Consider the following 23,575-nt stretch of genomic DNA (forward strand, 5'->3'; position numbering starts at 1 on the left):
GCCGCGGGGCGATCGTTACCCGGCGGTAACGGCGTGTCAAGGGCCCAATTGGCGGGACTTCACGCGTTCATGTCAGGCACCATAACGGTCATGGACGCCGCATCGGTGAACCTGCTGCGCGAGGTGCTCGCCTCCACCGGATGGCTCGAACGCACCCGGGAGCTCGGCCTGGCCCTGCGGGCCACCCGGTCGCCCGGAGGGCTTCTCGTGGTCGGCACCCCCGAGGACGAGCCGTGGCACGTCACCGCCCACCTGTCCGACGAGGCCCGGCTGTCGGGGCTCGCACAGCTCTCCCCCACGCTGGTCCGCTGGGCGCCGCCGCCCGGCGCGCCCGCCCACCTGCGGGTCGGGATGGAGCGGCTGGGGAGCGCCGGCAGGGGCGAGACGCTGTTCGTGGTCGCCGAGCAGCGGGCGCCGGTGCCCCTGCTCGAACGCGTGGACGACGCGCGCCGCACCGGCGCCACGATCCTCGCCATCGACGGCGGCGACCCCGAGCTGGAGTCCCTGGCCCACGACGCGATCTCCGTACCGGCCGAAGGGGCCGTCCTGAGCTTCGACGCGGCGCAGCACCTCGTGAGCAGCGCGGCCGGGGAGCTGCGGCGGCCCGGCCTGCGCGAGCGCCTCGCCCGCCTGGCCGAACGGATCACTGGCCCCCACGTGAGCGACTGAGACGTCCGGCGACCGGCCGGCCCCCGGCAGATCGGTCAGGACGCGGGCGACGAGCCGAGCGGGGCGCGGCTGAGCTCGTGCACGCGCCGGTCCACCGCCTCGGCCGCCTCGCGCAGCATAGCGATCACCACGGCCTGCATGGGGTCGGGCTCCCCCGACGTCGTACGGCTCACCCTGGTCAGCGCCTCGATCCTGCGGGTGCCCACGCCGCGGATGCCGGTGACCACCACCTCGCCCGGCGGCACGTCGAGCAGCGCCAGCGACGGCACGATCGCCACCCCGTGCCCCGCCGACACCAGCCCGAGCACGGGCGGGAACTCCGCGATCAGGTGCACGCGGCGCGGGACGAACCCGTGGAGCTGGGCGAGCCGTTCGAGCGCCTGCCCGCACGCCTGGTCGGGCACTCCCGCCACCCACGGCAGGTCCACCAGGTCGGCGACGGTGGCCGGCACCTCGTCCCACGACGGCGGGGCGACGATGCGGTATTCGTCGTCGTAGAGGGGGTGCCGCGACATCGACGGCAGCGACGCGGCCGGCTGGCTCATGTCCCGTTCGGTCACGACCAGGTCCACGCCGCCGAGGCGCAGCTCCTGCACCGCGCCCGGCCCGAACAGCTCCCGGATCACCGGCGTGATCCGCGGGTGCCGTACGGCCAGCTCGCGCAGCGCGGGGACGAGCAGATGCCGGATCACGGTGGGGAACGCCGCGATCGTCACCGGCCCGGACAGCCGCTCGGCGAAGCGGTTGAGCTCGTGCCTCGCCTCGGCGAGCTGCTCCTCGATGCGCTCGGCGTACGCGGCGAGCACCCGCCCCGCCGGGGTCAGCGTGACCCTGCGCTGCGATCGGTCGAACAACGCGAGGCCGACCTCCCGTTCGAGCTGGGCGAGCTGCTGGGAGACGGCCGAAGGCGTGAGATGCAGCGCCTCTGCGGCCTTCATGACGCCGCCTCTGCGGGACACCTCGTGCAGGATCCGCAGCCGCCGCGGGTCGATATCCATGCAGCAGATCTTATGTTCGGATTAAGAATCCTTCACTTGCCCTTCACTCTCCGCGGGCAGGATCATCGGGTCATGACCATGTGCGTGGACGGCCGACCGTCCTGATGTCCACCTTCATCACGATCATCGGCACCGTGGGCGCCGTCGTCCTCCTGCTCGCGTACGCGCTGGTGTCGTCCGGCAGGATGTCCGCGGACGGGCTGCCCTACCAGGTGCTCAACTTCGGCGGGGCGGCCACCTTGATGATCAACAGCGCGTACTACTCGGCCTGGCCCTCGGCGGGCCTCAACCTGGTGTGGAGCGGCATCGGCGTCTGGACGCTCGGCAGGCTCGTCGCCCGCCGCGCGACGGCTCGTCGGCAGGCGGCCGAGGCCGCGCCGGCACCTGGACGGTGAGAGGGAGACCCGGGCCCGCGTAGAGGCGCCGGGCCCGGGTGCACGCGCCGGAGGCAGGGCTCAAGCAGAGGTGCCGGGGCCGGGCCCAGGAGAGCTGCCGGAGGGCCGGGCCCGGGTGAAGGCGCCCGAGGGCCGGCCCCGGGCCAGGGGTCAGGAGATCACCGGCCCCGGGCAAGGGGTCAGGAGATCAGTCGTCCCATTCCTTGTCCTGCTCGGCCCAGCGCTTGTTGCGCTCGGCCGCCGTCCGCAGGGCGTTGGCGGCGGCGTCGCGGGAGTCGTAGGGACCGAGCCGGTCCTTGTTCGGGCAGCCCTTCTCGGGCTCGACGCTCATGTGCTTCAGGCAGAACCACCATTGATCGCTCACGTCCTTAATCGTGCCCCCTTGACGCGCAACTAGACTTGGCCGCATGACCACGCTGCTCCGCCCCGGGCGAATCTCGCCCACCCGCAAGGTTCCCGCCCACATCCCCCGGCCCGAGTACGTGGGGAAGGCCGAGCCCAAGAAGGGCGGCAGCGACGTCCAGACCCCCGAGACCATCGAGAAGATGCGGATCGCGGGCCGGATCGCCGCGCAGGCGCTCGAAGAGGTCGGCAGGCACGTCGCCCCCGGCGTGACGACCGACGAGCTCGACCGCATCGGCCACGAGTTCCTCTGCGACCACGGCGCCTACCCCTCGACGCTCGGCTACCGCGGCTACCCGAAGTCGCTGTGCACCTCGATCAACGAGGTGATCTGCCACGGCATCCCGGACGACACCGTGCTGCGCGACGGCGACATCGTCAACGTGGACATCACCGCCTACATCGGCGGCGTGCACGGCGACACCGACGCCACCTTCCTGGTCGGCGAGGTCGACGAGGAGTCGCGCCTGCTGGTCGAACGGACCCGCGAGGCGATGATGCGGGCGATCAAGGCCGTCGCGCCGGGCCGTCAGCTCAACATCGTCGGCCGGGTGATCGAGGCGTACGCCAAGCGCTTCGGCTACGGCGTCGTCCGCGACTTCACCGGGCACGGCATCTCGACCTCGTTCCACTCCGGGCTCATCGTCCCCCACTACGACGACCCCTCGCTGTCGGTGACCCTGGTGCCGGGGATGACGTTCACGATCGAGCCCATGCTCACGCTCGGCACGATCGACTACGAGATCTGGCCCGACAAGTGGACCGCGGTGACCAAGGACCGCAAGCGAACCGCGCAGTTCGAGCACACCCTCGTGGTGACCGAGTCGGGCTACGAGATCCTCACCCTGCCGTAACAGCGCCGGAGCGATGCCGTGGCGCTTCGCCGGTGTTTCCGGCGAAACGCCACGGCATCTTCCCAGGCATCGCGGGGGTTCTTGAAGCCGCGGGTCTCGGCAGAGGACGCTCGCCGACAGCACGAGACGCCGGATACTCCGCGGCCCTATTCGGCTGCTCTGTCCCGCCTGTTCAGCTTCGCCAGGTAGTCGTTGTAGGCGTCCAGCTCCACGTCCCCCGTGCCGCCGGACTTGGCGGCCGCGGCGTCGGCACGGCGGTCGGCACGGCGCGCGACGCGCTCGTCGTCGCGCCACCACTGGAAGCCGAGCGCGAGCAGCACGATCAGCGTGGGGATCTCGCCGAAGGCCCAGGCGATGCCGCCGCCCATCTGCTGGTCGGCCAGCGAGGAGGCACCCCAGGTGCGCCCGAGCTGGTCGTAGTAACTGGACGCCAGCACCGAGCCCATGCTCATCAGGGCGATCCCGAAGAACGCGTGGAACGGCATGGTCACCATGAGCAGCAGCAGCCGCCCGTAGTAGGGCAGCTTGTACGGCGCCGGGTCGATGCCGATGATCACCCAGAAGAACAGCGAGCCGCTCAGCAGGAAGTGCACGGTCATCGCGATGTGACCGAGGTGTTCCTCCATCGCCGCGGCGAACAGCGGGGTGAAGTACAGCGCGAACGTCGACACCACGAAGATCGCGGTCGCGATGGCGGGGTGGCTGAAGAACTTCATGACCCTGCTGTGCAGGATCACCGTGAGCCACTCGCGCGGGCCCCGATCGCCCCGGCGGGTGGCGGGCTTGAGCGCGCGCAGCGCCAGCGTGACCGGCGCGCCGAGCACCAGGAAGATCGGGACCAGCATCGACAGGACCATGTGCTCGGTCATGTGCACGCTGAACAGCACGGGCGAGTAGCGCGCCACGCCGCTCTGCGTGCTGAACACGAGGATGACGACGCCGATGTACCAGCTGATCGTGCGGCCCCGGGGCCACCGGTCGCCCCGGCGGGCCAGCCGTACGACGCCCGCGCCGTACAGGCCGGCCATGACGACGGCGAGCACGGCGAAGAACAGGTCGAACCACCACAGCGTCAGCAGGTTCGCGACCGTCAGCGGCGGCGGGACCAGGTAGCCGAGCAGCTCGAAGGCCCGGTCGACCGGCGTGTCGACGGGCGGCGGGGCCGTCCGGGACAGCGCCACGGCCAGGCCGATCGTCGCTCCCATCAGCAGGACCTCGCCGAGGGCGAGGCGGAGGAAGGCGTGCGGCTCCCCCTCCGACAGCTTCGGCAGCGTACGGCCGCGGTGGCGCCAGCCGACGAACCCGAGGACGCCGAACGCGACGATCTTGGCCAGCAGGAGCAGTCCGTAGCTCGAGGTGAACAGCTCGCCGACCGAGGTGAGGCGCGAGGCGGCGGCGGCGAGCCCGGAGACGCCGACACCGGCGAAGCACCACAGCGCCATCCGGGAGAAGCGCGCGGCGGCGACGTCCAGGAGGGACCGCCCGCGCAGCGCGTGCACGCAGACCACCCCGAGGCCGCCCACCCACAGGGCCAGGAAGAGCAGGTGCATGGCCACCGAGGTGGTGGCAAGACCGTGGTTGGGCGAGGAGGAGGAGTGTCCGGTGAGGGCGGGCGGCAGCAGCGTCACGAGCGCGAAGACCAGCAGTCCTCCGGCGGCGCCCGTCGTGATCGCACCCCGGGCGAACAGCGCGATGGCGACGGCGAACAGCACGACCAGGGTCAGCGCGATGCCCTGCGGCACCTGGCTCGCGTAGCTGGTCAGCTCGTTGCCGGCGAGGATCTGTCCCACCGGCGCGCCGAGGGTCTCCGACAGGCTGAAGACCAGGGCCACCGCCGCGGCGACCGCCCAGGCCAGCGCGGACCACGACGCGCCCTTCACGTAACTCTGCGCCTGCTTGCCGAGCAGGCCCTTGTCGTTGGGCAGGAACGCCGCGGCGGCCACCAGAAGGCCCACCGTCAGGACGCCGGAGACGTCCATCGCGAGCTTCGACAGCGGCAGCATCCAGCGGGTCAGGGTGCCCTCGTCGGGCAGCCCGGGGATGATGCGCGGGGTCGCGGCGCCGCCGAGCACCATCGCGACGACGAGTGCGCCGACGGCCGCGCAGAGCGCCGCGGCGGTCAGTCGCACCGCCCGGTTCACGGCTTCTTCCGCAGGCTCAGGAACATCCCGATGCCGACGCCGGCGATCCCGAAAATCACCGCCCAGGTCCACCCGGGGATGCCCTGCTGCCCGCCGTCATCGGCCTGCGCCGCGGGTGCCGTCGCGGGCGCGGCGGCCACCGGTGCGGACGCCGCTGCCGGATCGCCGGGGGCGGCCGCCGAGGTCGCCGCCCCTACGGACCGGTCGCCGACCACGGTGAACGGGATCTCCCCCTCAAGGGGGTGCCCGTCGGGCGAGACCACGCGCCAGGCGATCGTGTAGCGACCCGGGGGAACCGGCTCGGTCACCGCCTCGGTGACCTTGGGCCCGTCGACGACCGGCTCGCCTTTCTCGTAGCGTTTGCCGTCCTCGCCGCGGACGATCACGACCGGGAACTGGACGGAGTCCGCGAACTCGAGTGTGACCTTTTGCAAGGTCTTGACCTGCGCGTTCTTCTGCGGGTCGCTACTCTTGAGCGAGGTATGCGCCTGAGCGGGCAGGGCCGGCGCGACACACAGCAGGAGAGCCGCCAGGAGCGAGCCGAAGGCGGCGAGGAAGGGTCTCTTCATGGCACTTCCCAGGCTACCGACCTGGGGGTCCGGTCCATACCTCGCACCGGAAGACTGGGGATGACCCGGAGCCCTTGTGGTCCACGCTCTCGTCACACGAGACGCGAACCGGGCCGGGGCGAGCAGCCTCCGGCCCGGCAGAACCTGTCCTTGTGAGCCGATTCCCGTGTGTGCGGGCCGATTCCCGTGCGTGCGGTCAGAGCTCGACGCAGGCGAGAGCGCGCTGGTAGGCGGCCACGCTCTGCTCGTCCTCGCCGATCCGCCGGCGCATCTCGGCGAGCGTCGTCCAGTCCTCGGCCGTCTTCCGCGTGGGCGGCGCGTTCTCCAGCCACTGGCTCACCGTGTCCAGCTCGGCCGCGGCCTCCTCGTCCTGATGGAGCAGGAAGTGCGCCTGGCTGAGCAGGAGGGCGGCCCGTGTCTTCATCCACCCTGGAGTGCCGCGCACCAGGTCGACGACGGCCCGCGCGTGCTCGACGGCCTGTTCGGGATGGGCGAGGACGATGTCCGCCCATGCGAGATCGAGGGCACCGAGGGCCCTGTCGAAGGTGCTCGTGGCCGCGGCTTCCATCTCCCGCTGCGCCCGGAGCAGGAGATCGTACGCCTTCTCCGAGTCGTCGGGGCACAGATTGAGGACGAGGGTCGCGTGCGCGCCCCGTAGGCGCGCCAGGTTGCGCGGCTCGCCGGTCTCGGACTGGATCGCCAGCGCACGCTCGATCAGGGTGAGGGCCTCTTCCCCGCGCCCTGCCTCCTCGGCCACATATGCGGCGTTCCAACATGCCGCTACGGTGGCCCGGGGAGTTCCCAGTGCGTCGGCGGCCGCCAGAAGTTCGGCGGCGAAATGCCCGGCCCGCAGCATGTCGCCGCGTCTGAGGTAGACGCCCAGCAGCGTGGAGCCGAGCTCGATCAGCGCGTCATTCCAGCCGGACTTGCCCAGTTTCTCGAGCGCCTGCTCACCGACCTGGACGGCGGCGGAATAGTCACCCCGCTCCCGATGGCACCGGCACAGCGCCAGCGCCACCGCGATCTTGCGCTCCTGCGTCATCGTCTCCGCCTCAGACTCGCTGAGCTGCTCGTGCACGGAGATGGCCTCGGCGAGCTCGCCGCACGCCTCGGAGGCCAGCGCGTAGCCGTAGCGGGCCTCGACCCGCAGCGAGGCGAGTCCCTGGAGGTTGCCGTCGGCGAGCAGTTCGGCGTAGCGACGGCGGGCCTCGGCGACCTCGCCGTTCTCCAAGGCGATCTTGGCGAACCCGAGGCCGACCTCGAGATCCTCCATCTGCTCCGCGGTGACGCCGTTGACGAGGTAGGTGAGCGAGCAGTCGAGCTTCTGCGCGAGGAGTTCGAGAACAGCGGGAGTGGGCGTGCGCTTGCCGCTTTCGATCAGCGATACATAACTGTCAGAAAGTTCGGGATGTGCCAACTGTGCTTGAGAAAGCCCACGCTGACGACGAATCGCCTTGATGCGCTGTCCGACCAGATCTTGCGCGGCCATTGGCAACTCCTGCAGTATTGTAGGCCCGGCAGTCTAAGCTGATGGGAGATCCACCGTGCGCCGCCTCGCCCTACCCGTTCTTACCGTCGTCATTTCGGCCGTGCTGGCCGTTGGCGGCAATGCTACGCCAGCTACCGCGTCCACGTCTTCTGCGGACGCGGATTTCCTGGCCAACCACCTCTGCTGCTGATCAAGCCGCTTGGCAGCACACGCCGGGACGTCGGGGACGAAGATCAGGAACTGTCCGGCATCCCTGGCATCCTCTCCGGCGCCCCGGCGGACGCCGCTCCAAATCATCGGCCTTTCCAAAGTGGTAATTCCTCCGACCCGATAAAGCGATATCTCCAGCCCGACGCCACGCATCGGCGCATCTCATTTTTCCGCTAATTTCCCGAGCGGGTGAATTCAATTTCCCGGTGCCGCCGGAGAGCGCCTGCACCTCGGTGACAAAATCGAATTTCCAGCGCCGGGCCGCGGTTTGTTCGTCCGGCGCGCGGCCATCGAGGAATCGCGCCCGGCGTGCCTCTCGGACTCCGCATCGGCTCGCCGGGCCGGAGACAGGCGTCCGACGAGGCGTACGACCCTCTCGAGCGGCACGAAGCCGCGATCACCCCCTCTTCGTCACCCCTCATGGAGCCGCCCCCCACGGCAGGGCCGGACGTGGCCCCCAACGCCGATGACGTGGCCGGGAAGACGGGGAAGGGTCGCGACTCCATCGCACACCCCCACCAGAGCCTCGCACGCTTCTCCACATATCTAGACAAAATCTAGATACGTGATGGCATATTGAAGCTTCTGCCGATCTAGGTCCAACGATGTGCCCATAGCCGGCATCACAGGGATGACTTCGTATTGCAGTAGCTGTACAAGAACGCCGAGGGACGCACCGATCGCCCGATCACGAGGCTCCGCGCACAGCCTCCCAATAGGGCCGGGCGATGCACCCAACGCGTCTGCGCCGTCACCGCATGGAGTCCAAAGACGTATGGATAATTCGAATCAGTGTGGAACTTCTCAGGACTTACCGTCCCGTCTGCGGTTGCTGGGCCCGCCCGCGGGGTGGCGCGGCGGACGGCCCATCGAGCTGGGACCGCCGCTACAGCGGGCGGCCCTGTGCGTACTCGTCGGGCATGAAGGACGCGTGGTCCCGAAGGACGTGCTGATCAGCGGTCTTTGGGGGGATCGCCCCCCGAACACGGCCGAGCAGAGCCTCTACACCTACATCGCCGGCCTCCGGCGGGTGCTGGAGCCCCACCCCGGCAGGCGTGGTCCGTACGCCGTCCTGGTGAACCGGTCGCGGGGCTACGCGCTGGAGCGCGGCCAGGTGCAGGTGGACGTGAACGACTTCGAACGCCGCCTGGCCGAGGCCCGCCGGCTACGCGGCGCGGGCGACCTCCGTGGCGGCCTGCGTGCACTGGACGCCGCCCTGGCGTGCTGGTCGGGGCCCGCCCTCTGCGGTGTGCCGGGTCCCTTCGCGGCGGCGGAACGGGCTCGTCTCGAGGAGTCGCGCCTGTCCGCACGGGAGGATCACGCCGACATACTGCTCGGCCTGGGGCTGCACCAGGACGCTGACCGAGCTGGCCGCGGAGGCACCGCTGCGAGAGCGAACCCGCGACCTGCTCATGCTCGCGCTGTATCGCTGTGGCAGGCAGGCCGACGCTCTCCAGACGTACATAGACGTCAAACGACTGCTCGCGGAGCGGCTCGGCGTGGATCCCGGCGCGACGCTGCGCGAGCGGTACGAACTGATCCTGCGGGCCGATGCGTCGCTCGCGCGGGTGCAGGACCGCGCCGGCGGTGCCGAGGCCCCGGCGCGGCATCCCCGCCAGTTGCCGCGGGCGGCGAGCGTCCTGGTGGGGCGGGCCGAGGAACTGGTGCGTCTGCGGTCCCTGCTCTCCCCCTGGGACGGCGGATCCCCGCAGGCGGTGATCGCGATCACCGGGGCCCCCGGGGCGGGCAAGTCCGCGCTGGCCGTACAGGCCGCCCACGCCTCCTCGCACGCGTTCCCGGACGGACAGCTGTACGTCAACCTCCAGGGGGCGACGCCCGGGGTCGAGCGCCTGAAGCCGATCGAGGTGCTCGGCAGGCTCCTGCGCGCCCTGGGGTTGCCGGGCGAGGCCGTGCCGTCCGATGAGGACGAGGCCGCCGCGGTGCTGCGCGACCGGCTGGAGGAACGCAGGACCCTCATCCTGCTCGACGACGCGGCGGGGCCCGAGCAGGTGCGCGCCCTGCTGGGCCTGCCGTGCGGCAACACCGTGCTGATCACGAGCCGCGAGTCGCACGCGGTGACCGACGACTGCGTCCAGCTCGTGCTCGGGAGGCTGCTGCGGTCGGAGGCGGTCACCATGCTGGCGAAGCTCGTCGGAGCGGAACGGATCGCGGCGGACCCGGCCGCCGCCGGCCGCCTGGCGCACCTGTGCGACCTGCTGCCGCTGGCTCTGCGCCTGGCCGCCGCCCGGCTCGCCGAACGCCCCGACTGGACGGTGCGGGATCTGGGCACGAGGCTGGAGGACCGGCGGCGTACGCTCCACGAGCTGGAGTCGGGCCGAAGCGCCGTCCGCTCCAGTCTGGAGCTGAGCTACGAGGGTCTGGCCAACGGCGGCGAGCTCGATCGGCTGGCCGCGCGGACGATGTGTCACCTCGGCGTCCTGCACGTGGCGAGCCTGACCGCCGAGCTGGTGTCCGCCCTCCTCGGGGAACCGGTCGACGCCGCCGAGCGCGCCCTCGACCGCCTCGCACGCGCGCACCTGGTGGAGATCTCGGAACCGGGCCGCTACCGTCTCCACGACCTCGTGCGGCTGTTCACGATCGAGCTCGCGGACGCCCGCCTCACGCCGGAGGCGCGTAAGGACGCGCTCATGGGCGCGCTCGGCTTCTACGGGGCGACCGCACGTCGTGCCAGCACGATGCTCGATCCCCACCGCGTGCAGCTTCCCTGGTCCGCCGTGCCACAGCGCCCGCTCGAGCTCGGAACCGTCGACGAGGCCAGAGACTGGCTGGCGGAGGAGCTGCCGGACGTGATCGCCGCCGCCTCCCAGGCGATGCAGAGCGAGGACGACGACGTCGCACGGCTCGGGGCCTACGCCGGGTTCGCCCTCACCTGGCAGCTCGTCAGGGGCGCGCACCGCCACGAGCAGCGCGACCTCAACAGGCAGGCCCTCGGCGTCGGCGAGCGGACCGGCGACCAGGAGATCCTTTCCCTGGCCCACGGCCAGATCGCCAACGCGCTGCTGAACCTCGGCAGGGCGGCCGAGGCCCTGCCGCACCAGCAGGCCGAGCTCGAGCTGAGACGCGCGCTGCGCGACGGGTTCGGCGAGATGCGCGCCCTGGGCAATATGGGCGTCACCCTTCTCAAGCTCGAACGGTACGCGGAGGCGCGTGAGCGGACGGAGGCCCAGCGGGCGATCGCCAGGGAGATCGGCTCGGAGGTCGGCGAGCGTCATTCGCTGCTGACCGAGGCGACGGCCTGCCGGAGGCTGGGCGACCTGACGGCGGCCATGAGCCTGCTCGGCGCGGGACTCGCGCTCGCGCAGGCCGCGGGAGACCGTTACCACGAGGCGGGCGGCCTCATGTCGCTCTCCGAGCTGTGCCTGGAGCGCGGCGATCCGCGGACGGCGAAGTCCTACCTCGAGCGCGGTCTGCGGGTGGCCCGGGAGATCGGCTACCGGGTCAGCGAGTGCGAGTCGCTCGCCATGCTCGCCAGAGTGCATCGTCTCCTGAACGAGCCGGCACAGGCCCTGGCGTACGCGCGGGAGGCGCTGGCGGCGCGGCAGCGGTCCGTGGACGAGAGTCTCTCCCGGGTGGCGGAGGACGAACTGCGCGCCATCGAGACCGCCTTCCCCGGATTGGCCCCTTCCCGGCCTCGATCGGCTCACGCGGCGCTCACCGGCTGATCCTCGGTGCGGGGGAGGGACAGGATGTCCATGGAGACGGCACATGGGGAAGTCGACCGGGGTCGTCTCCGGCTCCGGGTGCTCGGACCGGTGACCGCGTGGCTGGAGGACCGGCAGGTGAACCTGGGGCCGCCGCTGCAACGGGCCGCCCTCTGGGTGCTCGCCGCACAGGCGGGCCGCCTCGTCACGAAGGACAGGCTCGTCGGCGCCCTCTGGGGCGCCGCCGCGCCGAAGACGGCCGAGCAGAGCGTCTACACCTATGTGGCCGGGCTGAGACGGCTGCTCGAACCGGAGCGCGGCAGGCGCGGGCCGTTCACGTTGCTCGCCCAGTCCGCGAACGGCTACAGCCTGGCGCGGGACGGGTGCCGGACCGACGCCGAGGACTTCGAGCAGCGCCTCGCCGAGGCCCGTCGTTTCCAGGCCGAGCAGGACCTCCCCGCCTGGCTGCGCGAGCTGGAGGCCGGGCTGGGGCTGTGGGGGGGCACCGCCCTCGGCGGCCTTCCCGGCCCTTTCTGCGAGGCGGAACGCACCCGGTTGGAGAGCATGCGCCAGACGGCGCGGGAGGACCGGGCCGACGCGCTGCTGCGGCTGGGCCGGCACCAGGAGGCGCTCGACGCGCTCGCCGGGCTTACCGTGGAGGCCCCGCTGCGGGAGCGGGCCCGGGAACTGCAGATGCTCGCGCTCTATCGCTGCGGGCGGCAGGCGGAGGCGCTGGAGGTCTTCCACGACGCCAGGCGTCTGCTCGCCGAACACCTCGGCGTCGATCCCGGCGCATCCCTGCGGCGGGCGTACGAGCTCATCCTGCGCGCGGACCCCTCCCTCGCGGCGGCGCCGTCCGCCGCGGCGGTCACCGCTCCCGGAGAGGTCGTCCGGCCGCGTCAGCTCCCGCGCGATCCGCAGATCTTCGTGGGGCGGGCGGAGACGCTGGTGCGGCTGCGCGCTCTGCTCGCGCCCTGGGACGGGGGCGACCCGCAGGCGGTGGTGGCCGTCACCGGCACGGCGGGAGCGGGAAAGTCGACCCTCTCCGTGCACGCGGCGCACGCGGTGAGCGATCACTATCCGGACGGCCAGCTGTACCTGAACCTGCTCGGTGCGACGCCCGGAGTCGGACGACTGAACCCTCTCGACCTGCTCGGGAGACTGCTGCGGGGCCTCGGGGTGCGCCCGGAGGCGGTGCCGTCCGATCAGGACGAGGCCGCGGCGATGCTCAGGGACCGCCTGGCGGGCCGCCACACGCTGATCGTGCTCGACGACGCGTCCGGCCCGGACCAGGTCCGCCCGCTGCTGGGCCTGCCGGCCGGGAACGCCCTGCTCGTCACGAGCCGGGAGTCGTTCGCGGCGGCCGACGACTGCGTCCAGCTCGTCCTCGGCAGGATGCAGCGGTCGGAGTCGGTCGCGATGCTCGCGAAACTCGCGGGCGCCGAACGGATCGCCGCCGACCCGGCCGCCGCCGCCGAACTGGCGGACCTGTGCGGCAGGCTGCCTCTCGCCCTGCGCCTCGCGGCGGCGCGTCTCATGGAGAACCGCCACACCTCCCTCGCCGAGGTGAACGCCCGGCTGCGCGACGAGCGGCGGGCGCTGCACGAGCTGGAGTCGGGCGATCTCGCGGTGCGCACCAGCCTCCAGCTCAGCCACGATGTGCTGGCGGGAAGCGGGCACGAGCCCGACCGGGCGGCGGCCGCCGCCCTGTGCCGTCTGGGCGTCCTGCGCACCCCGGACATCACACCCGAGGTCGTGGCGGCCCTTCTCGACGTGCCGCGCGACGCGGCGGAGCGCGCCGTGGCCCGCCTGGTGCGGGCGAATCTTGCCGAGCCCGGCGAGCACCGCCGCTTCCGCCTTCACGACCTGGTGCGGCTCTTCGCGATGGAACTGGCCGAGCGGCGCCTGAGCGAACGCGACCGCGAGGACGCGCTCGACCGCGTGATCGGCCTGTACGGGACGACCGTGCGCCTGGCGATGAGACTGATCGACCCGCATCGGGTGCATCCACCGCACGAGTTCGCGACGTGTGAACCGTTCGCCCTGACCGGCGGCGTGGACGCGTCCGCGTGGCTGGAGCGGGAACGTCCCAACGTCCTCGCCGTCGCATCCCAGGCGATGGCGTCCCGGAACCCCTGTCTGGCACGTTCCGGCGCCCACCTGGCCTTCTCCTGTCACTGGCCCCTCGTGTACAGCGGGCACCACCCGGAGATCGTGACCCTCAGCCGCCAGGCGCTCGAGGTGGGCGGTCGGCTCGACGACCAGGGGATTTCCGCCCTCGCACACGGTTACCTCGCACAGGGCCTAGACCACATCGGACGCTTCGAGGAAGCCGTCCGTCACCAGCGCGCCGAGGTGGCCCTGCGGCGCACGATCGGGGACCCCTTCTCCCGGATGAGGGCCCTGGGAAACCTCGCCGTCATGCTCAACTCGCTCAAGGTGCACGAGGAAGCCCTGTCGTCGGCGCGGGAGCAACTGCGCATCGCGCGGGAGATCGGTGCGGCGGTCGGCGAACGCCATGCTCTCGTCTGCGTCGGCTCGGCACACCTCGGCCTGGGAGATGTGGCGGCCGCCAGAGCGGCGTGCGCCGAGATGATGGCGCTCGCCGAGGAGGCCGGGGATGCCTTGCACCGGGCGGACGCGCTGATGTGCATGGCCGAGGTCCACCTGGTGCAGGACGACCCCCGGTCGGGGGCGATGCTCTACGAGGAGGCCCTCGTCCTCATGAGGGAGAGCCGGTTCCGCGGCATGGAACCCAGATGCCTCGGCCGGTTGGGCCAGGTCGAACGCCTCATGGGCAGGTTCGACAGGGCGCGCGCGTACCTGCGGGAGACCTTGGCGGTCGCGCAGGAGTGCGGGGCGGGCTACTGGGCGGACTTCGCCCGCGAGGAGCTCGCCCTGCTCGGCGAGAGCCCGCACGACGGCCCGTCGCGAACCGCGGACGGCTCGGCCCGCGCGGAGGGCTCAGCCGGCACGGAGGGCACAGCCCACGCGCAAGGCTCAGCCGGCGCGGAGGGCGAGGAAGAGGTCGACGCGGTCGCCCATGGATGACAGGTCCTTGCCCGTGAGCTCCTCGACCCGCCTGATCCGGTAGCGCACCGTGTTGACGTGCACGTGCAGCCGCTCGGCGCAGGCGTTCCACGATCCGGTGCAGTCGAGGAACGCGCCGAGCGTGCGCACCAGTTCGGCCCCGTGCCGCCGGTCGTAGTCGAACAACGGCCCGAGCAGCCTCTCGGCGAACGACGACCGCACGTCGCCGGGCACGGTCGCCAGCAGCAGCGCGTGGGTGTAGATCTCGTCGCTGGTGACCACTCCCCCGCCACGCGCCTCGGCCATCCGCCGGGCGTGGCCCGCCTCCTCCACCCCGCCCCGGATGGCCTGCGGCCCGGTCAGCGCGCCGCTCAGCCCGGCCGACACCGTGATCGAGGACAGCCCGGCGGCGAGCACCGCCGTACGGGCGCGCAGCAGAGCCGCGAGCGCGTCGCGGTCGCCCCAGGGAGTGTCGCGGCGCAGGGGGACCAGCGCGACCGACGCGTCGGCGCCCGCGGCGGCCACCACTTCGCGGTCGAGCAGCTCCTCCACCACCTGACCGCCCAGCAGGGCGGGGTCCGGGCCGTCCTGCGCCCCGCGCCTGTTCGCCGTGGCGGTGACCACCGCGTACGGCTCGGCCGGGTCGATGCCGCACGTCCGCAGCCGGGCCGACAGCTCCGCGAGGTCGCCGCCCGCGCAGGCCAGGGCGATGAGCTGCTCGGCCAGCCGGCGTTCGACCCGGCGGCCCTCCTCCGCCCGCGTCCGCTCCATCGCGACGCACGCCGCCAGCTCGTAGCCGAGCTCCACGTCGACCTCGCCCCGGCAGACCAGGGCCCAGCCCGCGGCCCGGTGCGATCGGCCGACGGCGAAGATCGTGAACGGCCCGCCGCGGTCGGCGACGACCGGCAGGCGGACGGCGGCGAGGTAGTCGCGGGCCAGCCGTACGGCCCGCTCCTTCGGCAGGTCGCCCGCGACGACCGCGCCGCAGGCGGACACGACGGCGGCGGTGACGCCGAGCTCGGCTTCGACCAGGGCGAACAGCTCGGCGAGCCCGGCCCCCTCGGCCACCGCGGCGACGATTCTGCGGTGCCGCCCGAGCGCGCCGCGCAGGTCGCCCACCTGGGCGGCGGCGACGCGCCTGCCGACGAGCTCGGTGACGGCCCCGAACGACACCTCGACGGGCACTTCGAGCAGCGGCAGCCCACGAGCCCGGCACGCCTCCACCAGGTCGGCGGGGACCGTGCCGAGCCGCGCGTCGCCCGCGCCGAGCGCGGCCACGCCCGCATCGGCCAGGGCGTCCACGAACCGGGCGGAGTCGTCGGGCGACTGGCGCCACATCAGGCCGGTGAGCACCAGTTCGCCGCCCGACAGGTAGCGCCGGGGATCGGGCAGGTCGGTGATGAGCACGCCCTTGATCTCACGGTCCAGCCCCTCGTCGCCCGTGAGCAGGGTGAGCCGCAGTTCCGGGGCGGCGAGCAGATCATGCAACAGCACGAAAGACAGCGTATTTGGAGATATCTACAAGCATCGACTACGGCCGCCCCCGGGTTTCATGGCCGCGCCGATAGGCCCCGGCCCCGCCCGGTTGTTGTACTACGACCGTGGAGCGGCGTATGGCGACGGAGACGGCGGCGGGCACGGCGATCGGAACGGGGCGGCGTCCGGGCCTCGGCGAGAGCGCGCCGCGCCCCGACGGCACGCTGAAGGTCACCGGGGAGTTCGCGTACTCCTCTGACCTGTGGCTTGACGGCATGCTCTGGGGCGCCACGCTGCGCAGCCCGCATCCGTCCGCGTGGATCCGCTCGATCGACGTCGGCCCCGCCCTCGCGATGCCCGGCGTGTTCGCCGTGCTGACCCACGAGGACGTGCCCGGGGAGAAGTTCTACGGGCTGGAGCGCCACGACCAGCCGGTGCTCGCCGTCGACCAGGTCCGCTACCAGGGTGAACCCGTCGCGATCGTGGCCGCCGACCACCCCGAGATCGCGCGCCGCGCCGCCGCCGCGGTCGTCGTGCGCTACGAGGAACGCGAGGCGGTGACCGACCCCCACCGGGCCGCCTTCGACCCGTCCTGCCCTGCCGTACACCCCGAGGGCAACGTCGTACGGCACCAGCCGGTCAGGCTGGGGAGCACCTTCGAGGCCGAGGTGGTCGTCACCGGCGAGTACGAGGTCGGCATGCAGGACCAGGCGTTCCTCGGGCCGGAGTCGGGCCTGGCCGTGCCGGCCGAGGACGGCGGGGTGGACCTGTTCGTCGCCACCCAGTGGCTGCACGTCGACCAGAACCAGGTGGCGCCGTGCCTGGGCCTGCCGAAGGAGAAGGTGCGGCTGACCCTCGCCGGGGTCGGCGGCGCGTTCGGCGCCAGGGAGGACCTGTCGATGCAGGTCCACGCCTCGATGCTGGCGCTGCGGACGGGCCGCCCGGTGAAGATGGTCTATGGCCGTGAGGAGTCGTTCTTCGGCCACGTCCACCGGCATCCGGCGCGGATGCGCTACGAGCACGGCGCCACGGCCGACGGGCGGCTCGTCTACGTCAAGGCGGAGATCCTGCTCGACGGCGGAGCCTACTGCTCGTCCACCCCGGCGGTGGTGGGCAACGCCGCCTCGCTCGGCGTCGGTCCTTACGAGGTGGGCAACGTCCGGATCGACGCGTACGGCGTCTACACGAACAACCCGCCCTGCGGCGCCATGCGCGGGTTCGGGGCGGTGCAGGCGTGTTACGCGTACGAGTCGCAGATGGACCGGCTCGCGGCGGCCTGCGGGCTGTCGCCGGTCGAGATCCGGGTCCGCAACGCGGTGTCGCAGGGGTCGCGCCTGGCCACCGGGCAGGTGATCGACAGCCCCGCGCCGCTCGCGGACATGCTGCAGGAGCTGGCCGCGATGCCGCTGCCGCCGGAGCCGGTGGACGAGCGGCCCGACCTGCGCCTCCTGCCGGGCGGCGTCGCGCAGACCACCCACGGCGAGGGCGTGCGGCGCGGCGTGGGCTACGGCGTCGGCATCAAGAACATCTGCTTCTCCGAGGGCTTCGACGACTACTCGACGGCACGGGTGCGCGTCGAGCTGGCCGGGGACGAGCCGCACGTGCTCGTGCACACCGCCGCCGCCGAGGTGGGCCAGGGACTCGTCACCATCCAGGAACAGATCGCGCGTACGGAGCTCGGGATCGCCAGGGTCACCATCGCCCCGGCGGACACCGCGGTCGGCTCGGCCGGGTCCTCCTCTGCCTCACGTCAGTCGTACGTCACCGGCGGGGCGGTCAAGACGGCGTGCGAGGCGGTGCGGGCGCGCCTCGACACGCTGCGGGCGGCGCATCCGGAGCTGTCGCTGGAGGAGGTGCTGAAGCGGTTCGGGCCGGTCGAGGAGACGCGGGAGTTCCGCCACCGGCCCACGTTCCCCATGGACCCCCTCACCGGCCAGGGCGACTCCCACACGCAGCTCGCGTTGTGCGTGCACCGGGCCGTGGTCGACGTGGACGTCGAGCTCGGCCTGGTCAGGGTCGTCGAGCTGGCCGCCGTGCAGGACGTCGGGAAGATCCTCAATCCGGTGGCCCTGGAAGGGCAGATCCACGGCGGCTCCGCGCAGGGCCTTGGCCTGGCACTGATGGAGGAGATCCAGGTCAGAGACGGCCGGGTGCTCAACCCCTCGTTCACCGACTATCTGATCCCCACCATCCTCGACATGCCGCCGATTCGGCTGTCGGTGCTGGAGAACCCCGACCCCCACGCGCCGTACGGCCTGCGGGGCGCGGGCGAGCCGCCCACGCTGTCGTCGACCCCGGCGGTGGTCGCGGCGGTCAGGGCCGCGACCGGGCTGGATCTCTCCCGTGTCCCCATCCGGCCCGAGGACATCGCGCTCACGCCCGTCGCCCGCTGAGCCCCTCAGTCGGCGATGTAGGTGATGGAGGCCACCTCGTAGCCGCGGCTCTTCGAGCCCCGCACGTGCATGAACATCGCGCCGCCCTCGTAGGAGTAGGCGCAGCCGTAGCCCTTGGGCTCGGAGCCGCAGCCCTGGAAGAAGTGCTTCACGCCCTTCGGGTCGAACTTGGTGCGGAACAGCGTCTTGACCGCCGTGGTCGTGGCGACCTCCAGGCCCCGGTTGCGGTCGCCCTTGCGCCAGGCCTCGAACAGGTGCGTGGCCGCGGCGGACGGCTTGACGAGGTGGCGGGACGCGTAGACCTTCGTGACCTTCCCGCCCGACACGACCATCAGGATGCCGTCGAGCCCGCCCGGAACGCGCACGCTGGTGTGGACGAACCGGCAGGCGTTGCCCGAGCAGCCCGCGAACGTGTCCGGAGCCCGGAAGGGGTAGGCGAAGAGCGTGGAGACCGCGCCCGCGGTGGCGACCCGTGCGGCCGCGTGGCGGTCCGCGCGCAGCCACGCGCGGAACAGCTTCTTGGCGACCGTCGCCGGTGCGGGCGTGCCGTGCGCGGACGCCCTGACGGGGGCCTGCACAGGGGTGTGCGCGGTGGCGGGCGCGGTGGCGGGCGCGGTGGCGGGCGCGGTGGCGGGTGTGGTGATGTGCGTGGTGTGCGCGAGAGCCGGGGCGGCGGCGAGCAGGGAGGCGGGAACCAGGAACGCGGCGGTCGCGGCCGTGGCGGCTGCGCCTCGCAACCATCGTGCTGACATGCGCCGTACGCTACGGGGCTCTGCTTGCACCCGGATTGACCCCGGCTTGCACCGGCCGCCCGCCGCCCTCCCGGCGGCTCTCTGTGCCCGTCACCGGTCTTCTCCAGGGCTGGGCGGGGCGATCACCTCCGCTTCGGGACGAGGACGGTCACCGGGGTCCGCCCGCCGCCGGGGCCCCGTACGGCGGGCACCGGAGTGAGCGATCGTCGCGGCCTCGGCTTGGAGGCCCAGAAGTCTGACCTTCCTGCTACCAGCCCAGAAGTGAATCTCTGGCCTACCTTGCGCCCATGAGTCTCCAACGAGCCGACTTCTACGCGGCCAAAGCCGACCACTACATCGCAGGCACCTACGACGGGAGTGACGGAGATCGCATCGCTCGCGCGATCGCCGCGCAGGCATCCGCCACGCTTGCCGTTGCTTCTGCTCTCCAAGAGGTCGCTGAAGCGCTGAGATCCATTGCAGAAGGCCAGTGACGCCCGTCGTCACTGCAATGCCTGGGTGTGGGCTCGCTCGGGTGGTGGGCGGGGCCGTGTTCTCCTGGATTCATCCCTTCGACGACAGGATGACGATGAGCGACAACTACATGATCGGTCCCGGCGCCCATGAGAACGCCGCCGCTAATTGCCTGGCCGACAAGAAGACCGAGGAGGCGAAGGTGTACGCGATCCTCGCGCTGGCCTCTGCGGTCAACCGCCTGGCGGAGGCGCAAGAGGCCATCGCGAACGCCTGAGCCTCGGCTGCCAAGAAGTCAGGACGCCATGGCGGCACGAGACCGTGACGTCACGACGCCACGAAAGACGACCCGGTCACGGCCCCAAGCAAGGTCCCGCCGGGGTGCGCCGGCGGTCGCCGACGCGGTCGCGCTGACTGTCAGGTTCGACCCGGACGAGTACACCGAGATTGACGAGTGGCTCCTGTCGCTGCGCAGGGAGCTGGGGCGGACCAAGCTCGACAAGTCCGAGGTTGTGCGCGCGCTCCTCCAGGCCGCTCGGGAGCGGGCCGACGTCCGCCGGGCACTGCTCGGCATCTTGAAGGCGTGAAGCCATGAAGTCGTGACGTCACGACGCCACAGCGGCGAAGCAAGATATGCATAAGCCCTGGATACGCAGACATACGAGCGGCGCTCGGCTTCTTGGTCCAGGCCGTGGCGGGCACTCGGGCTGTCGGGGTCCTCTTCCACTTTCTGCCGGATCCGGGCGAGGGCCGCCTTGTCCCATGGGGTGTGTTTGGCCATGTCCGGGAGGTACCCTGCAGGGCGCTCCCCCTGACGGCCTAATGGCCGGTTCGTCACTTTCGCCAATGTAAATTAGCAGAAGTCACGTATGCATGTTTCGGGTGCTTTGCCCTGATTTCGGGGGCGCTTGAGTGTGACGTTCGTCACGCCATTTCGTGCGTTTTCGTTCCACTGCGTTCGGGTGCGTACCACTGCGTCTCACTGCGTCTCGCACGCTGCCGCTTGCTACATGTGACCTGTCGGTCCCGGAGGCTACTCTTCTGCCTGTCGCGCTCGCGTGACCATCAGCGGTCGGTCCGGCCTATAGGGGATCGACCGCCAGGCCCCGGTCCCCCTACGGAGATGTGGCCAGAGGAGAGACCTTGATGGTTACCCGACGACGACGCAAGAAGCTGCCAGGCCCCGGCGATTGGGCCCCGCTCGCGATCCGGGCGGTACTGATCGCGGTGGACTGGTGGCTGAACGGCAGCGGGCCTAGGTAGGTACCCACCTAACCCAGGCCCGCAACGCGCACAACGGGCTCCGGTTCTCCTCGCGACGGGACCGGGGCCCTTTTGCGTCTGCCGCAAGGGTAACGATTCCCTCCGACGAATTCACCGGCGGTCCGCCGTGCCAGCGGTTCTCAGCGCTCTTCGTCGTCCTGGTCCTCATCGGCGGTGCGCTGTTCGTGCTCGTTCTGGTCCGCCTGTGACTGTGCCTCCCGGTCGAGGTGGTCTCGGGCGCTTGGGCTGCTGGGGTCCTTCGCCGCCGCCCGCTGCACCCGGGCGGCGGCTTCCTTGTCCCACGCAGTGTGTTTGGCCATGTGGGGGGAGATACCCGCCCGTGTCTCCGGACAACTGCTCGCGGCCACGTAGCGGACCGCCTTGATGGTGTACAGAAAAGTTGCATTGGATCTTGCCGGGCGGACTTCTTCCGGAGGGCGTCCGCACGTACGGACGGCAAAAGGTGCCCTTTCCTACTAACTTGCTCCGGCGCTTAGGTTTCGTCCGGGACGAAATATCAGGGGGGTTTCCCCGACCGAGGTACGGGTGGCGGGTCAGCGTTTGCGTCGCGTGGCGTCGCGCTGGAGGTAGTCCATGCCGCCGGGGTAGGCCTCGCCGAGGTCGACCAGGACGCCCAGGAGGGCGTTGTAGAGCTTGACGTGGTGCCAGTGCTGGCGGCTCAGCTCGCCTTCGCGTACCTGGTCGGCCAGGGCGCCGAGGTGGGCCAGCCACTCGCGGGCGGTGGTCGGCACGACCGGCCAGGCGGCGGGCTCGGGGCGGGCGGTGATGATCTGGGTGCGGGTGACGGTCTCGCGGATCACCTCGCGGACCGGTTCGGCGCGCAGCGCGCCGGTGGCGATGTCGCGCTGTAGGCGGGCCTCGGCGGTGCGTACTTCCCAGGCGCGGTTGCGGCAGGACTTGGAGCAGTAGGAGGCGGGCCGGCCGCGCCCGGAGTAGGGCACGGCGGTGCCGCACCAGGCGCAGGTGCGGGATTGGAGGCGGTGGTCGACGCGGACGTGAGTGATGGGGTCGGCCTGGTGCTCGGGCTCCATGGCAGGCTCGTTTCATCCCGGACGTATCGTCACGAAAGTGACGGATACCTTAGCACTGGGTCGTCCTAAAGATCATTTTCCTGAAGGTCTTCAGTGGACATTCATGTTGTGAGGTTGTCGGTGCTGGTGATCGCTTGCGTTGACGTCTTCTCTGTTGATCTTGACCTTTGATCTTGTCGCGTCAATGTCGCGTCAGTTGTCGCGGCTGTCGCGTCAACCTCGGGGGTGCGGCGTCGCTGACATCCCCCCTTGCCCGTGGGGGCCTGGTGGGGGAGCACAGGCAGGACCGACGGGGTAGCGAGTCAGCGTCGCCGGCGACGTCGTTCCTGCCAGAGATGGTGGACGTCGACGAGTAGGTCGGTGACGGCGGCGGCCCGGGTCGCGGGGCGTTTGCCGCTGCCGGTGTGGAAGGCGGTGGTGCCGCCGCGGTGGCGGGCCTCCCATCCGGACGTGCGGCCGGTGGCGCCCAGGTGCGGGCGGACGGTGCCGAACAGGTCGCCGGCGACGATGACGGCGTAGGAGCCGTCCACGTCGCCGGTCGTGACGAGTTGGACGGCGGCGAGCTCGTCGTCGGTGTACCAGCGGCACCGCTCCAGCGGGTCGCGGTCGGACCAGGCTTTCCTCACGCGGATTTCGTCAGGCTGCCTGGTGGTCGTGGGGGCGGGCGGCGTCTCCGCGGCGCCGCCCGCGTGTGTGGCGTGCAGCGCGGCCAGTTCGGCGAACGCCTGGCGGGCCTGGCCAATGTGGCGGGCGGGATCGGCGCCGGCGGTGATGGCGTCGGCCGCGTGCCGGGCGGCGGTGGCGAGCTGCTCCGCAAGGCGGTGGGCCGGGCTGTGCGGGGCGGTGACGGCCGTAGATGGCACGGCGGCCGCCGGTGGGGGAGCGGAGGCGCGCGGGGCCGCCGTGGGAGCTTGGCGAGCACGGTAGGCGCGCTGGCGGCAGGCCTGGGAGCAGTAGCGGGCCGGCCGACCGGTCGCGGCCCGCTGAATGGGGTGACCGCAACCGGCGCAGGCTCCGCTCGCCTTGCCGGGGGCCGGGTCCTGTGATGCCGAGGTCTGCGGTGCCCGGGTTTCGTCACAATCCTTCCGTGACGAAACCTGCTTGCGGCGCTCGAACTCCTCCAGCCGGGCGTCGGCCTCGTAGATGCGCTCACGCAGGTCGGTTGGGATCGCCTGCCACTCCGGTGATTCCAGGAAGGCCGTGGCCACCTCCGGCCGCATCCGGCGCAGGATCGCCGCGGCGATCGCGTCGAAGTCCGGTGCTATGGCGCTCCTCCCCTCCTCGGTTTCGTCGCGTTACGAAACTCTAGGCCGGTCGGTCACGGCGCGGGTGCAGGACACGGCACTGCCGCCCCCGCCCCAGCGCCACCCCTGCCGAGAGCTACAAGGCTTGTCGGAGACCAAGAGAGTCAGGACAGTGAAGCGCGAATTGTAGTCATATCACTCGAAGTCGACCATCGTGGGAATTGCGTAAGAGGTTTGCACTTGGAGCGATCCAAATAGCTGTATGCATTCCAGAAGTAACGCTAGGCGACTTTTCACATCGAAAGTTGACACTCCTGACGGGAGGTTGGTTTGATCCGAAACGTTGACGAAGCGCTCCAATAGCCGCAGGCGCGCTCGACTCGGAGAGATAAGGAGGAGTTGCCTTCAAAAATCAGGACTAGGGGCTATGTCACCAAAGTCATAGCCACGGACAGGAATGCTTGCCGGCCCCTATCCGTGGCACATCAAACGATGCATGAAGGAGTCTACACACCATGGGCGT

19 protein-coding genes and 1 pseudogene are annotated in these 23,575 nt (G+C 71.2%); 10 read left to right on the plus strand and 10 right to left on the minus strand.

The annotated features are described in order from the left end of the window. The first annotated feature begins 90 nt into the window (after window positions 1-90). Window positions 91-669: a hypothetical protein gene (locus FLX08_RS04255; RefSeq protein ID WP_208761247.1), complete on the plus strand. Its 579-nt coding sequence runs from the start codon at window positions 91-93 to the stop codon at window positions 667-669. Between the two features lie 35 nt (window positions 670-704). Here the strand turns inward: FLX08_RS04255 and FLX08_RS04260 are convergent, their stop codons facing one another. Next, on the minus strand, window positions 705-1,667 hold the full coding sequence (locus tag FLX08_RS04260) for a LysR family transcriptional regulator (RefSeq protein WP_142616848.1): 963 nt from the start codon (window positions 1,665-1,667) through the stop codon (window positions 705-707). Window positions 1,668-1,771: 104 nt separating this feature from the next. Between FLX08_RS04260 and FLX08_RS04265 the strand changes: the two genes are divergently transcribed. Continuing rightward, complete coding sequence (locus FLX08_RS04265) at window positions 1,772-2,062, plus strand: CBU_0592 family membrane protein (protein WP_142616849.1); 291 nt, start codon at window positions 1,772-1,774, stop codon at window positions 2,060-2,062. 187 nt (window positions 2,063-2,249) lie between these two features. Here the strand turns inward: FLX08_RS04265 and FLX08_RS04270 are convergent, their stop codons facing one another. Beyond that, window positions 2,250-2,426 carry a hypothetical protein gene (locus FLX08_RS04270; protein WP_341874308.1) on the minus strand — a complete coding sequence of 59 codons (177 nt, stop codon included), beginning with the start codon at window positions 2,424-2,426 and terminating at the stop codon, window positions 2,250-2,252. Window positions 2,427-2,469: 43 nt separating this feature from the next. On the opposite strand from FLX08_RS04270, the gene map reads away from it, so the two are divergent. Further along, a complete protein-coding gene (gene map / locus FLX08_RS04275) occupies window positions 2,470-3,318 on the plus strand; it encodes a type I methionyl aminopeptidase (RefSeq protein WP_142616850.1) in 849 nt (282 codons plus the stop codon). Between the two features lie 146 nt (window positions 3,319-3,464). Here map and FLX08_RS04280 read toward each other — a convergent pair whose 3' ends face one another. The 3 genes from FLX08_RS04280 to FLX08_RS04290 all read right to left on the minus strand — a co-directional run bounded on the left by FLX08_RS04280 (window position 3,465) and on the right by FLX08_RS04290 (window position 7,517). Beyond that, a complete protein-coding gene (locus tag FLX08_RS04280; RefSeq protein WP_341874309.1) occupies window positions 3,465-5,447 on the minus strand; it encodes a bifunctional copper resistance protein CopD/cytochrome c oxidase assembly protein in 1,983 nt (660 codons plus the stop codon). 8 nt (window positions 5,448-5,455) lie between these two features. Beyond that, the gene (locus FLX08_RS04285) at window positions 5,456-6,028 is read right to left on the minus strand and encodes a copper resistance CopC family protein (protein WP_142616851.1); all 573 of its coding nucleotides are present in this window, start codon (window positions 6,026-6,028) and stop codon (window positions 5,456-5,458) included. A gap of 196 nt (window positions 6,029-6,224) precedes the next feature. After that, window positions 6,225-7,517 (minus strand): helix-turn-helix domain-containing protein, encoded by a 1,293-nt coding sequence (locus tag FLX08_RS04290; RefSeq protein WP_142616852.1) that lies wholly within the window; start codon window positions 7,515-7,517, stop codon window positions 6,225-6,227. 968 nt (window positions 7,518-8,485) lie between these two features. Between FLX08_RS04290 and FLX08_RS04300 the strand changes: the two are divergent. From FLX08_RS04300 to FLX08_RS04305, 3 genes and pseudogenes are all read left to right on the plus strand, one after another. After that, a pseudogene (locus FLX08_RS04300) lies at window positions 8,486-9,868 on the plus strand (AfsR/SARP family transcriptional regulator); the annotation flags it as partial. 1,218 nt (window positions 9,869-11,086) lie between these two features. Next, window positions 11,087-11,410 carry a tetratricopeptide repeat protein gene (locus tag FLX08_RS41885; protein ID WP_244312408.1) on the plus strand — a complete coding sequence of 108 codons (324 nt, stop codon included), beginning with the start codon at window positions 11,087-11,089 and terminating at the stop codon, window positions 11,408-11,410. Between the two features lie 30 nt (window positions 11,411-11,440). After that, a complete protein-coding gene (locus FLX08_RS04305; RefSeq protein WP_167530263.1) occupies window positions 11,441-14,440 on the plus strand; it encodes an AfsR/SARP family transcriptional regulator in 3,000 nt (999 codons plus the stop codon). Here FLX08_RS04305 and FLX08_RS04310 read toward each other — a convergent pair. After that, window positions 14,390-15,913, minus strand: a complete 1,524-nt coding sequence (locus FLX08_RS04310) for a PucR family transcriptional regulator (RefSeq protein ID WP_142616855.1) — start codon at window positions 15,911-15,913, stop codon at window positions 14,390-14,392. The genes FLX08_RS04305 and FLX08_RS04310 overlap by 51 nt on opposite strands. Window positions 15,914-16,032: 119 nt before the next feature. Here FLX08_RS04310 and FLX08_RS04315 point away from each other — a divergent pair, with 119 nt between their 5' ends. Continuing rightward, on the plus strand, window positions 16,033-18,288 hold the full coding sequence (locus FLX08_RS04315) for a molybdopterin cofactor-binding domain-containing protein (protein WP_142616856.1): 2,256 nt from the start codon (window positions 16,033-16,035) through the stop codon (window positions 18,286-18,288). Between the two features lie 5 nt (window positions 18,289-18,293). Here FLX08_RS04315 and FLX08_RS04320 read toward each other — a convergent pair whose 3' ends face one another. Beyond that, window positions 18,294-19,040: a hypothetical protein gene (locus tag FLX08_RS04320; RefSeq protein WP_167530264.1), complete on the minus strand. Its 747-nt coding sequence runs from the start codon at window positions 19,038-19,040 to the stop codon at window positions 18,294-18,296. Between the two features lie 287 nt (window positions 19,041-19,327). On the opposite strand from FLX08_RS04320, the gene FLX08_RS04330 reads away from it, so the two are divergent. The 3 genes from FLX08_RS04330 (at window position 19,328) to FLX08_RS04335 (ending at window position 20,080) form a co-directional block, all read left to right on the plus strand. Then, the gene (locus FLX08_RS04330) at window positions 19,328-19,513 is read left to right on the plus strand and encodes a hypothetical protein (RefSeq protein WP_142616859.1); all 186 of its coding nucleotides are present in this window, start codon (window positions 19,328-19,330) and stop codon (window positions 19,511-19,513) included. A 95-nt stretch (window positions 19,514-19,608) separates the two neighbouring features. Further along, window positions 19,609-19,770, plus strand: a complete 162-nt coding sequence (locus FLX08_RS40395; RefSeq protein ID WP_167530265.1) for a hypothetical protein — start codon at window positions 19,609-19,611, stop codon at window positions 19,768-19,770. A 28-nt stretch (window positions 19,771-19,798) separates the two neighbouring features. Next, window positions 19,799-20,080 (plus strand): hypothetical protein, encoded by a 282-nt coding sequence (locus FLX08_RS04335; protein WP_142616860.1) that lies wholly within the window; start codon window positions 19,799-19,801, stop codon window positions 20,078-20,080. An 816-nt stretch (window positions 20,081-20,896) separates the two neighbouring features. Here FLX08_RS04335 and FLX08_RS04340 read toward each other — a convergent pair. The 3 genes from FLX08_RS04340 to FLX08_RS04350 all read right to left on the minus strand — a co-directional run bounded on the left by FLX08_RS04340 (window position 20,897) and on the right by FLX08_RS04350 (window position 23,028). Continuing rightward, complete coding sequence (locus FLX08_RS04340; RefSeq protein WP_142616861.1) at window positions 20,897-21,076, minus strand: hypothetical protein; 180 nt, start codon at window positions 21,074-21,076, stop codon at window positions 20,897-20,899. Between the two features lie 234 nt (window positions 21,077-21,310). Beyond that, on the minus strand, window positions 21,311-21,808 hold the full coding sequence (locus FLX08_RS04345) for a hypothetical protein (protein ID WP_142616862.1): 498 nt from the start codon (window positions 21,806-21,808) through the stop codon (window positions 21,311-21,313). Between the two features lie 302 nt (window positions 21,809-22,110). Next, window positions 22,111-23,028, minus strand: a complete 918-nt coding sequence (locus tag FLX08_RS04350) for a hypothetical protein (protein WP_142616863.1) — start codon at window positions 23,026-23,028, stop codon at window positions 22,111-22,113. Between the last annotated feature and the right edge of the window lie 547 nt (window positions 23,029-23,575).

The organism is Microbispora hainanensis (genome assembly GCF_006874475.1).
Classification (GTDB): domain Bacteria; phylum Actinomycetota; class Actinomycetes; order Streptosporangiales; family Streptosporangiaceae; genus Microbispora; species Microbispora hainanensis.

Bases quoted from the DNA above. Each gene is read 5' to 3' on its own strand.
- FLX08_RS04330 (WP_142616859.1), top strand. From the start codon at position 19,328: ATGAGTCTCCAACGAGCCGACTTCTACGCGGCCAAAGCCGACCACTAC.
- FLX08_RS04285 (WP_142616851.1), bottom strand. From the start codon at position 6,028: ATGAAGAGACCCTTCCTCGCCGCCTTCGGCTCGCTCCTGGCGGCTCTC.
- FLX08_RS04345 (WP_142616862.1), bottom strand. From the start codon at position 21,808: ATGGAGCCCGAGCACCAGGCCGACCCCATCACTCACGTCCGCGTCGAC.
- FLX08_RS41885 (WP_244312408.1), top strand. From the start codon at position 11,087: ATGTCGCTCTCCGAGCTGTGCCTGGAGCGCGGCGATCCGCGGACGGCG.
- FLX08_RS04350 (WP_142616863.1), bottom strand. From the start codon at position 23,028: ATGCGGCCGGAGGTGGCCACGGCCTTCCTGGAATCACCGGAGTGGCAG.
- FLX08_RS04315 (WP_142616856.1), top strand. From the start codon at position 16,033: ATGGCGACGGAGACGGCGGCGGGCACGGCGATCGGAACGGGGCGGCGT.
- FLX08_RS04265 (WP_142616849.1), top strand. From the start codon at position 1,772: ATGTCCACCTTCATCACGATCATCGGCACCGTGGGCGCCGTCGTCCTC.
- FLX08_RS04305 (WP_167530263.1), top strand. From the start codon at position 11,441: ATGGAGACGGCACATGGGGAAGTCGACCGGGGTCGTCTCCGGCTCCGG.
- map (WP_142616850.1), top strand. From the start codon at position 2,470: ATGACCACGCTGCTCCGCCCCGGGCGAATCTCGCCCACCCGCAAGGTT.
- FLX08_RS04260 (WP_142616848.1), bottom strand. From the start codon at position 1,667: ATGGATATCGACCCGCGGCGGCTGCGGATCCTGCACGAGGTGTCCCGC.
- FLX08_RS04255 (WP_208761247.1), top strand. From the start codon at position 91: ATGGACGCCGCATCGGTGAACCTGCTGCGCGAGGTGCTCGCCTCCACC.
- FLX08_RS04340 (WP_142616861.1), bottom strand. From the start codon at position 21,076: ATGGCCAAACACACTGCGTGGGACAAGGAAGCCGCCGCCCGGGTGCAG.
- FLX08_RS04290 (WP_142616852.1), bottom strand. From the start codon at position 7,517: ATGGCCGCGCAAGATCTGGTCGGACAGCGCATCAAGGCGATTCGTCGT.
- FLX08_RS04335 (WP_142616860.1), top strand. From the start codon at position 19,799: ATGGCGGCACGAGACCGTGACGTCACGACGCCACGAAAGACGACCCGG.
- FLX08_RS04320 (WP_167530264.1), bottom strand. From the start codon at position 19,040: ATGTCAGCACGATGGTTGCGAGGCGCAGCCGCCACGGCCGCGACCGCC.
- FLX08_RS40395 (WP_167530265.1), top strand. From the start codon at position 19,609: ATGAGCGACAACTACATGATCGGTCCCGGCGCCCATGAGAACGCCGCC.